Origin of the sequence: Mesorhizobium sp. YM1C-6-2 (assembly GCF_003666685.1) — a bacterium.
In the GTDB taxonomy this organism is placed as follows: Bacteria; Pseudomonadota; Alphaproteobacteria; order Rhizobiales; family Rhizobiaceae; genus Mesorhizobium_K.
In genome coordinates this window covers 46339-57977 of the sequence record NZ_RCIZ01000015.1, presented here as the reverse complement: position 1 = coordinate 57977, position 11639 = coordinate 46339, and the positions used below count along the sequence as shown (strand labels likewise).

Annotated in this window: 10 protein-coding genes; 9 read left to right on the top strand and 1 reads right to left on the bottom strand. The window is 65.2% G+C overall.

Features of this window, described 5'->3' with window-relative positions:
- The first annotated feature begins 108 nt into the window (after positions 1–108).
- The 9 genes from D8676_RS24675 to D8676_RS24635 all read left to right on the top strand — a co-directional run bounded on the left by D8676_RS24675 (position 109) and on the right by D8676_RS24635 (position 10709).
- On the top strand, positions 109–1107 hold the full coding sequence (locus tag D8676_RS24675; RefSeq protein ID WP_121583755.1) for a LacI family DNA-binding transcriptional regulator: 999 nt from the start codon (positions 109–111) through the stop codon (positions 1105–1107).
- A gap of 125 nt (positions 1108–1232) precedes the next feature.
- A complete protein-coding gene (locus tag D8676_RS24670) occupies positions 1233–2234 on the top strand; it encodes a sugar ABC transporter substrate-binding protein (RefSeq protein WP_121583754.1) in 1002 nt (333 codons plus the stop codon).
- A 61-nt stretch (positions 2235–2295) separates the two neighbouring features.
- Positions 2296–3819 (top strand): sugar ABC transporter ATP-binding protein, encoded by a 1524-nt coding sequence (locus D8676_RS24665; RefSeq protein WP_121583753.1) that lies wholly within the window; start codon positions 2296–2298, stop codon positions 3817–3819.
- On the top strand, positions 3816–5813 hold the full coding sequence (locus D8676_RS24660) for an ABC transporter permease (RefSeq protein ID WP_121583752.1): 1998 nt from the start codon (positions 3816–3818) through the stop codon (positions 5811–5813). Before D8676_RS24665 ends, D8676_RS24660 begins: the two co-directional genes overlap by 4 nt.
- Complete coding sequence (locus tag D8676_RS24655; protein WP_121583751.1) at positions 5810–6913, top strand: Gfo/Idh/MocA family oxidoreductase; 1104 nt, start codon at positions 5810–5812, stop codon at positions 6911–6913. The genes D8676_RS24660 and D8676_RS24655 overlap by 4 nt, the downstream gene beginning before the upstream one ends.
- Entirely contained in the window at positions 6910–8082 is a 1173-nt protein-coding gene (locus D8676_RS24650; RefSeq protein ID WP_121583750.1) for a mandelate racemase/muconate lactonizing enzyme family protein, read from the top strand. The genes D8676_RS24655 and D8676_RS24650 overlap by 4 nt, the downstream gene beginning before the upstream one ends.
- 13 nt (positions 8083–8095) lie before the next feature.
- Positions 8096–8869, top strand: a complete 774-nt coding sequence (locus tag D8676_RS24645; protein WP_121583749.1) for an SDR family oxidoreductase — start codon at positions 8096–8098, stop codon at positions 8867–8869.
- A 2-nt stretch (positions 8870–8871) separates the two neighbouring features.
- Entirely contained in the window at positions 8872–9714 is an 843-nt protein-coding gene (locus tag D8676_RS24640; RefSeq protein WP_210210758.1) for a transketolase, read from the top strand.
- Positions 9714–10709: a transketolase C-terminal domain-containing protein gene (locus D8676_RS24635; protein WP_183097236.1), complete on the top strand. Its 996-nt coding sequence runs from the start codon at positions 9714–9716 to the stop codon at positions 10707–10709. Before D8676_RS24640 ends, D8676_RS24635 begins: the two co-directional genes overlap by 1 nt.
- A 74-nt stretch (positions 10710–10783) precedes the next feature.
- On the opposite strand, the gene D8676_RS24630 is transcribed toward D8676_RS24635, so the two are convergent.
- Positions 10784–11560: a transporter substrate-binding domain-containing protein gene (locus D8676_RS24630; protein ID WP_121583747.1), complete on the bottom strand. Its 777-nt coding sequence runs from the start codon at positions 11558–11560 to the stop codon at positions 10784–10786.
- Positions 11561–11639 lie beyond the last annotated feature (79 nt).

Here is an 11639-nt window from a genome sequence, read left to right as displayed (position 1 = left end):
TGACTGGACGCAATCGGCAGGTTCGTTCTAACCCGCTATCGTCCTCTTGATGATGGAGCAGCGGTGACGCTCAAGAAGAAAACTTCCCGGTCAGGTTCCGGCACCACAATGGCCGAAGTGGCGGCGCTTGCAGGCGTCACTAAGATGACTGTGTCTCGGGTCTTGCGCCATCCGGAAAAGGTCAATCCGGACACCCGAAAGCGTGTCACCACGGCGATGGCCGAGCTTGGCTACATCGCGAACCGGCTGGCTGGCGGTCTTAACGCGGGGACCTCGGGCCTTGTCGCCGCGATCGTCCCCACGCTTCGGCATTCGCTCTTCGCCGATACGCTGGAAGGGATTTCGGACGTCGTTTCCGAAGCCGGTCTCGGCCTCTTCGTATCGTCGAGCGCCTACCGGTCCGATGTCGAGGAAAGCCAGATACGCTCGATCCTCGAACGACGCCCGGATGCGCTGATGCTGACCGGCCTCACCCACACCAAGGCCGCACGCGATCTCCTGCGCGGCTTTGGCATACCGGTCGTCGAGACCTGGGAGACGGGCGACGATCCGGTCGACATGGCCGTTGGCTACTCGAACCGCGAGGCGGCGCACGCCATGACGGCGGAACTCATCCGGTCCGGCTATCGCCGCATCGCCTTCGTCAACGGCCCCGCCGAAAACAACGAACGAGCCCGCCATCGCGCCGAAGGCTATCTTGCAGCGATGAAGGAGGCCGGCCTGTCGGCTCCGCCCATCCATGTCGTTCACGACGAGGCGGCGATCCGGCCGGAGACAGGAGCAAAGGCAATCAGGGTTCTGCGCCAGCAGAGCGACATCGATGCGGTGTTCTTCACCAGCGACATCTTCGCCGTCGGCGCCATCCTCGCTTGCCGGGAGCTCGGCATAGACGTGCCCGCCCAGCTCGGCATTGCCGGCTTTCACGACCTTGACGTCGGGCGCGTCGTGTCCCCTACGCTGACGACCGTCCAGGTGCCGGCCATGGAGATGGGCCGCAAGGCCGGCCACATGATCCTCGCCCGCCTCGCCGGCAAACGCCTGGCGACGCACCGACAGGATCTGGGCTTCAGCATCATCTCGCGCGAAAGCACGCGACGCCCGCACTGAACAGGCCGCGACCCGTCGGCAAGCGTCGTGGTCAGCTTGACAGTCAATCTAGTTACCGGTAACATTCCTCATCCGATACTGCCATCGGGAGCGCGCCGTCGTTCGGCGCTTATGGGAGGAAGCCAATGTTCAGAAAATCGTTCCTGGCAGCCGCAGGGGCGGCTGTTTTCGTGACGACGTGCGCGATCGCGCAGGATAAGCCGACCATCGGTCTGATCCAGATCGACCTTTCCAACCCGTTTCATCTTGGTGAGGTGGAAGGCGCCAAGGAGGCTGCACGCCGTGCCGGCTTCGAACTGGTTATCACCAGCGGCGAAGGCGACGTGACCAAGCAGATCCAGGCGATGGAGAATCTCATCAACCAGGGCGTCGACGCCATCTCCATCAACTTCATCGATGCCGCCGCATTCGGGCCGACCATGGCGAAGGCCGCCACAGCCGAAATCCCGGTGATCTGCCTTCACTCCAAGATCGACGGTTGCGCCGCGACCCTCGGCTTCGACGAGCGCTACACCGGCAAGATCGTCGGCGAATACGCCGTCGAGTTGCTGAAGCAGCGCTACAATGGCGAGGCCAAGGGCGAGGTCGCAAACCTTCAGGGCCTGCTCGGCCAGGGCCTCAACACCGACCGCTCCGGCGGTTTCACCGACGTCATGGCCGCATATCCCGACATAAAAGTCGTCGCGCAGGAGCCGACCGGTTGGGACCCGACCAAGGCCGTCTCCATCACCGAGAACTGGATGACCGCCTATCCGAGCCTCGATCTCATCTACGGCAACAGCGACAGCCTCACCGTTCCGGCCGCCGGCGTCATCGAACGCGTCGGCAAGCAGGACCAGGTGATGCTCGTCTCCGTCGACGGGACCGAGCCTGGCCTGAAAGCCGTCAAGGACGGCGTGATGAAGAGCACCGTGCTGCTGGCGCCGCAATATTCGGGCTTCTGGAAGGCATATTTCCCCTTCCTCGTCGCCACCAAGGCCGACGACCGCAAGGAAGTGCTGATCCAGGGCGTTCTGGTGACTGGCGACAATGTCGACGCAGCGCTGAAGCTCGCGGCCGACCAGGTATCCTCGATGCAGACCTTCCCCTTCGAGAAGCCGCTGGCGGAAATCGTCTCGACCTATTGATCCACTCCGGGCGCCTGCGGACTCCGACAGTCCGTGGGCGCCCGATCAGACGCAGCCAGACATGACAACGAACAGTGCACCGACCAAAGACGCAGCGCCGCCGCTCCTCGGAATACGCGGGCTCGAAAAGCGTTTTCCCGGCGTCGTCGCGCTTGACGATGTGTCGCTGGATCTCGCCGCCGGCGAGGTTCACGGGTTGATCGGTCAGAATGGCGCCGGCAAATCGACCCTCATCAACATCCTGTCTGGAATGCTGCCGGCGGACGCGGGTACCGTGCGCCTCGACGGCGCACCGGTGACGATCCGCGATCCTCGTCATGCGCTCTCGCTGGGCGTTGCCACCGTCTACCAGGAACTCAGCCTCCTGCCCAATCTGACCGTCGCGCAGAACCTCGTGCTGGGACGCGAGCCTTCCAGGCGTGGCCTGCTCGATGCCGGGGAGATGAAGGCGCGAACGCAAGAGGCTCTCGGCCGCCTCGGGCTGGACATCGCGCCGCAAACGATCGTCAGCAACCTGTCGCTCGCCGAGCGGCAGATGATCGAGATCGCCAAGGCGCTCGCCTCGAACCCCAAGATCCTCATCCTCGATGAACCGACCGCACCGCTCGGCCAGCGTGAATCGGAACAACTCTTCACGGCAATCAGGCGCCTGCGAAAGCAGGGCGTCGCGCTTCTCTACGTCTCGCATCGTTTCGCCGAGGTGCTCGAACTCTGCGATGTCGCGACCGTGCTGCGCAACGGCCGCAAGATCGTCACGACCAGCCTGGCGGGCTGGTCGGAGGCGAGGCTTACAGACGCCATGATCGGCGCGCAGACCGAACGATACGTCGCATCGGCGCGGACGACGGCCCAAACCGCGCTCGCAGCCGACAATCTCCGCCTTGGGCACCGCGTGCGCGGCGTCTCGCTTGACGTGCGCCGGGGCGAGATCGTCGCGCTGACCGGCTTGCTCGGCGCCGGCCAGAACGAGATCGCCCGCATCCTCGGCGGCGATCTGCGCGCCGATGGCGGCACGCTTCTGAAGGACGGAAAGCCGATCGCGCTGCGCAACCCGAGCGATGCGGTCGCCGCGAAAATCGCCCTGCTTACCGACGAACGGAAGCACGAGGGCATCCTGCCCAACCTGCCGCTGCGCGAGAACATCGCCGTGGCCTCGCTCGGCGATCGCCGTGGACCGGCCGGGGTGGTCGATGCCGCCAGGGAGCGCCGCGAGGTGCAGCGCGTGGTCAGTGATTTCGGCGTCGTCGCCACATCGATCGAAGTTCCCATTCGTACGCTTTCCGGCGGCAACCAGCAGAAGGCACTGATCGCGCGCTGGGATCTCGCCGACGCCGACGTGTTCGTGCTCATCGAGCCGACGCGCGGCGTCGATGTCGGCGCCCGTGCGGACATCTACCGCCGCCTCGATACGCTCGCGCGCAGCGGCAAGGCGGTCATCGTCGTCTCCAGCGACGTTCCGGAAGTGCTCACGCTGGCCGATCGCATCCTGGTGGTGCGCGATGGTGTCATCGCCGCCGAAACAATGCCGGCCGCTGTCGACGAGGAACGGCTCAATCTGATGATCCAGGGAGCGGCAGCGGCATGACGGCTTCGCTCACCAGCCGGGCAAACGCCGACAAGGCAAGCGCCGGCAAAAAACCACCCTCCTGGGGATCCTTCTTTGCCCGCAACGCGATGCTCGTCGCGGCAATCATTCTGTTCCTCGCCTTCGTCGCGACCTCGCCCGTCTTCGGCACATCCGGAAATGCGGCGAACATACTGAGACAATCGGCTTCCGTGCTCGTCCTCGGCCTCGCCATGACGATAGTCGTCCTCATCGGCGGGATCGATCTTTCGGTCGGCTCGGTGGTGCTGGCATCGGCGACGATCGCCGGCATCGTGCTCGCCGAAGGGCTGCATCCGGTGTTTGCCATCGTCGCCGGCATCGGCGTCGGCGCGATTGTCGGCGCCATCAACGCCGCGATGATCGAAGGGCTGCGCATAAGTCCGGTCATCGTCACGCTGGGCACCATGATCGCCGTGCGCGGGTTCAGCCTTGTCTGGCTTGGCCGCTACAATTCCTGGGTCGAGATCAAGGGACCGCTGTTCTCCGATCTCGCGCGACGCACCGTGATGGGCGTGCCGCTCGATGCACTGCTGGCGTTGGCGCTGGCGGCAACCGTCTGGTTCGTTCTGACCCGCACGACACTCGGCCGCGCCTGGCATGCTACCGGAGACGCGCCGGTCGCCGCGCGCCTCGCCGGCCTGCGCGTCCGCTGGCTGCGCACCGGCGCCTATGTGGCATGCGGCGCGCTCGCGGGTGCGGCCGGCGTGCTCGTTGCAGCACGCACCGGCCTCATCAGCCCCTCGATCGGCCAGGGACTGGAATTCTTCGCCATCGCCGTCGTGGCGCTCGGCGCGGGCGGACTTCCTGCCGGCCGCGTTCGGGTGTCCCAGACCGTGATCGGCACGCTCATCCTGATCATGATCTTCAACTACATGACCATTCGCGGCGTGCCGGGCACATGGCAGACGACCGTGACCGGCTTGCTGCTCCTCGGCGCAATGGTCGCCGGCCGCTTCCTGCAGCGCGATGCAGCCAGCGACGTCGCCACCGGCGAGGCCATCTCGGACGAATATGCCCGCATGTCGCCGACAGGCGCATGGCTGACGCGCAGTGCGCTCGCCATAGCGACCATCGTGCTCGCCATAGTCTTCGCGCTCATCAATCCGCGCTTCGCCATCTGGCCCAACGTCGTCGCCATCGTCGAGCAGAACGCGACGCTCGCAATCGTGGCGGTCGGCGCGATGATCGGCATCGTATCGCGTTCGGTGGACATCTCGCCGGGTTCGGTGATCGCGCTCGGCGCCGTGGCGGCGGCACTCGCCGCGCAAGCCGGAGTGCCGCTACCGCTCGCCCTTCTTGCCGGCATCCTCACCTGCCTCGCGGTCTATGCGCTGAATGGCGTCATCGTCGGCCGCCTGGGTCTCGATCCCCTGATCGTGACGCTTGCCGCATGGATCTGGGCGCGCGGCCTCGCCGTATCGCTGACCGACGCCACGACCATCGGCTTCGACATGCGCTTCGTGATGCTGATGAACACGCCGCTGGCATTCGGCTTCACCCTATCAGTGCCGCTGATCGGGCTTGCCTTCCTCGCCGGCTGGATCATCCTGAGGCGCATGCCGCTCGGCATCCGCATCTATGCTGCGGGTGGCGATCCGCGCATGCTGCGGCAGGCCGGCGTCAACGAGAGCCGTCTGCGCGTCACCATTCTCCTAGCCATGGGCTTCTTCACCGCCGCGGGCATGCTGGTAATGCTCGGCCGTCTCGGCGCGGCTGCACCAACCGCAGGCTTCGGACTGGAACTCGACGCGATTGTTGCCGTCATCCTCGGCGGCGCTTCGTTCCGCGGCGGCACGGGGCGGCTGCGCGATACGGCGATCGGCGTGCTCTTCCTCGCCATCCTCAACAACGGCCTCTCCGGCCTGCAGATGGGGGACGCACAATTCTTCCTGATCAAGGGCACGATCATTCTCGCCGCCCTTACCCTGCGTGCGGCGGCGCAAGGCTTCTTCTCGCGGAGGGCGTTGGCATGAAGAGCTGGCCCGCCATCGATTTCGGCCACACATCCTATGACGCGGCCTTCACGCGCGGCGACGTCTACGGCGTCGTGCCGGATGCGGAACGCGCAAAAAGGCGTCCACTCACCGTCGCTGTTGCCGGTGCAGGCGGGGTGGCGCAGGCGAAATGGATCCCCGCCATCCGCCACCTGCAGACCAAAGGAGAGCCTGTCGCGGTGACGGCGATCGCCGATCCACGCGCCGAGGTCGCCGAAAAAGCGGCAGCACTCGCAGGTTCCGCCGCGTTCGCCGATGTCGCGGCAATGCTCGACGCCAGGCGACCAGACATCCTACTGGTGCTGGCTACCGACGCCGCGCATGTGCCGATCGCCACCCAGGCGATCGAGCTTGGCATTCCCTGCTTGATCGAGAAGCCGCTGGCGCGCAACTTCACGGAGGCGACAGACCTGGTGCGCAACGCGGAGCAGGCAGGTGTGCTGCTCGCTTCGGTCGCCAACAAGCGCTTCTCGCCACCCTATGCAATGGCAAAGGCCCTGATCGAGGCCGGCGCGCTGAAATCGACGCCAAGCGTCTTCACCGGGAAATTCACGCTCGGCTATCCCTATGTCGATCTTCTCGAGGGCGGTACGGTCCACCTCCTCGATCTCGTGCAGTGGTTCATGGGACCGGTGTCGAAGCTGCACGCCCGCGGCATCCGCTGCGACGATGGCGGTCTGCTCAGCGCCGTCGTGTCCTTCGCCTTCGCGTCGGGAGCGATCGGCTCGCTGACGACGAGCGCGGCCGCCATGAGCTTCAAGCCTTGGGAGCGCGTCGAGATCATCGGCCGCAACGCCTTCCTGGTCGTCGACGACCAGATCGAGACGACGCTCTACGATGACGAGACAGGCCCCGCCAAGAGTTGGCGGCCGGTCGTGCCTAACACCTTGATGTTCGACGAGGCATTCGGCGGCTACGCCGGGCTGTTGGAAAACGTGCTCGATGCGGTGCGCGGCCTCGCCCCGCTTGCCACGCCGGCGAAAGACGGCGCCGCGGCCGTCGGACTGATCGAGGCCATCCGCCGGTCGCTCGCCGAGGACCGCGACGTCGATATTGCTGCTGAAGGGCTGGCGCCATGAAGATCAAGAAGCTCGAGACATTCCTGGCGAATGCCGGCCAACGGAACTATCTCTTCGTCCGGCTCACCACCGACACCGGAATTACCGGTATCGGCGAGGCCACGCTTGAATGGCAGGAGAAGGCCGTCGAGGTGCTGGTCAACGAATGGGTCGCCTCGCGCATCATCGGCAAGGACCCCTTCGACATCGAGCAGGTCGTCGGCGACATGATCCGCGACCAGTACCAGGGCGGCTCGACCGTGATGACGGCGATCTCCGCCGCCGAGATCGCCATGTGGGACATCATCGGCAAGGCGACCGGCCAGCCGGTCTATCGCCTGATCGGCGGATGCGCCAAACGCGAGCTCCATGCCTATGCCAACGGCTGGTACGGCGGCTGCGAGACGCCGGCCGACTTCGCTGCCCGTGCGAGCCAGGTCGCGGCGCGCGGCTACGGCGCCATGAAGTTCGATCCTTTCGCGACGGCATGGAAGCAGCTCGACCGAAACGAGGAAGAACACGCGGTGGCCGTCGTCGAGGCAGTCGCCGGCGCGATCGGGCCCGATGTCGGAATGATGATCGAGATCCACGGCCGCCTCGGCGTCAGCGACGCGGTGCGCTTCATCGATCGCCTGAACGGCAAGCGGATCTTGTGGTGCGAGGAGCCGGTGGCGCCGGAGAGCGTCGAACTGCTGCGCGAAGTGAAGGAGCGCACCCGCCTGCCGATCTCCTCAGGCGAACGGCTATACACGCTCGCCGACTTCGCCCGGCTCATCAATCTGCGCGCCGTCGACGTCGTGCAGATGGACGTCGCCCATTGCGGCGGCATCACCATGGCGAAAAAGATCGCGGCGATGGCCGCCGCGCAGGATATTGGCATCTCGCCGCACAGCTCGGTCGGCCCGGTCGCCTTCGCGGCAGCGCTGCATGTCGCCTGGTCTACGCCGAACATGCTCATGCTGGAGAGTTTCGGTGAGTTCGACGTCGACTGGCGCAGCGATCTCGTCAGCGGCTGGAACCCGCTGCAGAACGGCAGGCTTTCGCTGCCTGAAGCGCCCGGCCTCGGCATCGAGCTCGACGAGCGAGCGATCGCGGAACATCCCTACAGGCCGCTGGCGTTTCCTTCGCTTTGGGACGCCTCATGGCGCGACGAATTCACCGGCACCGCCAAGCTTGCCCGCATCAAGTGACCGCAGGACAGACATGACAGAGAGAAACGAACAAAGGACGGCGCTCGTCACCGGCGCAGGCGGCGGCATGGGGCGCGAGATCGCCCATCAACTCATCGCGCGCGGAGTGCGTGTAGCCATCGCCGATATCAATGCCGCCGGCCTCGCCGAGACTGCCGCGGCTGGCGACGGCGTTGCGCATCTTCCCGGCGACCTGACCAGGGAAGGCGCAGCAGAAACGGCCGTCAGCGCCGTCGCCGAGCGCTGGGGCAGGATCGACATCCTCGTCAACAATGCCGGCTACGGCGTCATCGAGCCGTTCCTCGAGATGACGCTCAAATCATGGGAGCGGACGCTGGGCATCAACGTCACGGCGCTCGCCATGCTGACCGTCGCCGCCGGGAACGCGATGAAAGCGGCCGGCCGCGGCCGCATCGTCAACATCACCTCGCCTGCCTCGCGCATGGCGCTGCCCAACTACGCCGCCTATTCGGCGAGCAAGGCCGCCGTCGATTCCATTACGCGGGCCGCTGCGGTGGCGCTGGCGCCACACGGCGTGCTCGTCAACTCGCTCGCACCGGGCATGATGGACACGGAGATGCAGCGTTCGACCGAAGCAACGATGGCGCGCATGGAGGGCCGCGACGATTTCGAGACCTTCCTCGCGGAGCGCACGCGGCGCATTCCGCTCGGCCGTCGCGCCGAGATCGCGGAGGTTGCCGCGGCGGTGGTTTGGCTGGCGCTCGATGCTCCCGATTATCTGGTTGCCGAGCGGCTCAACATGAGCGGCGGCCTGGACAAGGACTGATTATGACACGCATTCCCAACCATCCACCGGCCAAGGCCGACATCGCCGCCCTGAAGGCGCGCGCCAAGCACATGAGGAACCACATGCTGGTCATGGCGCGCGGGCCGGGCCAGGGCTATATCGGGCAAGGTCTCGGCATAGCCGACGTTCTCGCCGCGATCTATTTCCACGAGTTGCGCTGGTCGCCCGAAAACCTCACCGATCCGAACCGCGACCGCTTCCTGCTGTCGACCGGCCACTATTCCATCGCCCTCTGGGCGGCGCTGGCCGAAGCCGGCATCTTTCCGCTCGAGGAGCTGCCGACCTACGGTGCCGACGACAGCCGGCTCCAGATGTCGACGCTCGACACGACGCCCGGCGTCGAGATCATCGGCGGCTCGCTCGGCCACGGTCTCGGCCAGGGCGTCGGCATGGCACTCGGGTTGCGCCTCCAAAACTCTAGCGCACGCATCTTCTGCGAGCTTTCCGATGGCGAGTTGCAGGAAGGCTCAACCTGGGAAGCGGCGATGGCCGGCAGCAACTTCCGACTCGACAACCTCGTCGCGCTGATCGACTGCAACGGCATCCAGGCCGACGGCGCGATCGTCATCGACATCGAGCCGGTCGCCGACAAGTGGCGCGCCTTCGGCTGGCAGGTGCAGGAGATCGACGGCAACGACATGGCCGCTGTCGTCGCCGCCTTGGAGCAAGCGCGGGCGACGGAAGGCAGGCCACACGCGATTGTGCTTCGCACGAAGCCCGGCAAGGGCGTGCCGACATTGGAACAGCGAGAGAAGGCGCATTTCGTGCGCGTCGAGCCGGAGGAATGGGACGCGCTCATCCTCGAACTGGAAGGTCAGCCCTGATGACGACCGCACGTACTTACTCCAAGGCCATGGGCGTCGACGAGGCGCTCGACGCGCGGCCTGTCGTCGACGCACCGTTCGGCACCGCACTGATCGACGTGCAGAAGCACCGCGGCGACATCGTCGGCCTCACCGCCGATCTCGGCAAATACACCGACATCCTGCCGTTTCGCGACGCCTATCCCGACCGCTTCTTCAATGTCGGCATGGCCGAGCAGAACCTCGTCGCGGTCGCGGCGGGGCTTGCTCGCACAGGCACCGTCCCCTTCGCCACCACCTATGGCGTCTTCGCCACCCGTCGCGCCTACGATTTCATCGCGATCGCTTGCGCCCACAGCAATGTCAACGTCAAGATCATCGCCGGTCTGCCCGGCCTGACGACAGGCTATGGTGGCACCCACCAGGCGATCGAGGACACGGCGCTGATGTGCATGATCCCGAACCTGGTGGTCATAGATCCATGCGACGCGACCGACATCTCGCAAATCACCCACGCCATCGCGGATTATGACGGTCCTGTCTATGTGCGGCTCCTGCGCGGCAAGGTTCCCCGGGTGCTCGACCCCAAGACATACAGCTTCGTCATCGGCAAGGCCTCGGTGCTTCGCGAAGGCGCGGATGTCGGCATCATTTCGACCGGCTTGATGACCGAACATGCCATCGACGCGGCCAACGCGCTCAATGCCGAGGACATCTCGGCCGGCGTACTCCACACGCCGACGCTGAAGCCGTTCGATGCCGACTCCGTCGCCGAGTTCGCATCGAAACACGACGCGATCGTCACGGCCGAGAACCATGTCATCACCGGAGGACTGGCGACCCAGGTACGCGAGGCGCTCTACAAGGCCGGCATCGCACGGCCGCTGATGCCGGTCGGCATCGCCGACACGTTCGTCGAACTCGGCGCCTCGCCGACCCTGATGGTACGCAGCGGGCTCACGAGCGACGGCATCGTCGCCCAAGCGCATGCCGCCCTGCGCCTGAAGAGGTCCTGATCCGAGGCCAAAAGAAAGCGCCTGTCCGCTGAGGCGGACAGGCGCGGCTTTCCCGAAAGAAGACGAATATACGATCAGAAGGTGGGCAGAGGCTTCAGGTCATCGCCAGTCCATTTCTGGGCGATGGCGTTGAGTTCGCCATTCGTCTTGATCGAATAGACAAAGGTGTCGAGCCATTGACGCAGGTCTTCCTGGCCGCGCCGCATGCCGATACCGAAATGGTTCTCGACCAGCGTGATCTTGGACTCGAACTCCTTCTCCGCCTTGCCGCGGTTGAGCACGATCAGCGCCGTCGTGCTGCTGCCCAGCGCATCCACCTGACCGGTGACGAGAGCCTGGATTGAGGTCGCTTCGTCGTCGAAGCGCATGATCTCCACGTCGGGCAGCTCTTTCTTCGTCAGCAGTATGTCCGGGATGGTGCCGCGCGGCACGCCGACCTTCAACCCCTTGAGGTCGTCGAAGGAAGCGATCTGCTTGTCCTTGCGTGCAGTGATGATCGTACCGACGCCCGCATAGGGATCGGAGAACCACACCTGCAGCGCGCGCTCCGGCGTGATCGAGAACAGCGAGATCACCAGGTCGACGCGGTTGGTAAGCAGATAGGGAATGCGGTTGGTCGAGGTGACCGGCACCAGCTCGAGCTCGACGCCCATGTATTTCGCCACGAGGCGAGCCACGTCTACGTCATAGCCGTCGGGCTGGCCATCGGTTCCGGTGATCCCGAATGGCGCGCTGGTCGGATCGACGGCGATCGCGATCTTGCCCTTCGAGATGATGTCGTCGACGCTCTGCGCCTGGGCAGCGCCGACCAGGCTCAATGATGCCAATACGAATACTGCCAGCCACTTCATGATTTCCTCCCTATGGGCTTGCCAATGCCCTGGGACTGTGCATGTTATCGGTAACAAGTCAAGATAATGCTTCCTAGGA

What these genes read in the sequence shown, in the direction of transcription:
- D8676_RS24660 (WP_121583752.1), top strand. Translation starts at nt 3,816, where the DNA reads ATGACGGCTTCGCTCACCAGCCGGGCAAACGCCGACAAGGCAAGCGCC.
- D8676_RS24630 (WP_121583747.1), bottom strand. Translation starts at nt 11,560, where the DNA reads ATGAAGTGGCTGGCAGTATTCGTATTGGCATCATTGAGCCTGGTCGGC.
- D8676_RS24665 (WP_121583753.1), top strand. Translation starts at nt 2,296, where the DNA reads ATGACAACGAACAGTGCACCGACCAAAGACGCAGCGCCGCCGCTCCTC.
- D8676_RS24655 (WP_121583751.1), top strand. Translation starts at nt 5,810, where the DNA reads ATGAAGAGCTGGCCCGCCATCGATTTCGGCCACACATCCTATGACGCG.
- D8676_RS24675 (WP_121583755.1), top strand. Translation starts at nt 109, where the DNA reads ATGGCCGAAGTGGCGGCGCTTGCAGGCGTCACTAAGATGACTGTGTCT.
- D8676_RS24635 (WP_183097236.1), top strand. Translation starts at nt 9,714, where the DNA reads ATGACGACCGCACGTACTTACTCCAAGGCCATGGGCGTCGACGAGGCG.
- D8676_RS24670 (WP_121583754.1), top strand. Translation starts at nt 1,233, where the DNA reads ATGTTCAGAAAATCGTTCCTGGCAGCCGCAGGGGCGGCTGTTTTCGTG.
- D8676_RS24640 (WP_210210758.1), top strand. Translation starts at nt 8,872, where the DNA reads ATGACACGCATTCCCAACCATCCACCGGCCAAGGCCGACATCGCCGCC.
- D8676_RS24650 (WP_121583750.1), top strand. Translation starts at nt 6,910, where the DNA reads ATGAAGATCAAGAAGCTCGAGACATTCCTGGCGAATGCCGGCCAACGG.
- D8676_RS24645 (WP_121583749.1), top strand. Translation starts at nt 8,096, where the DNA reads ATGACAGAGAGAAACGAACAAAGGACGGCGCTCGTCACCGGCGCAGGC.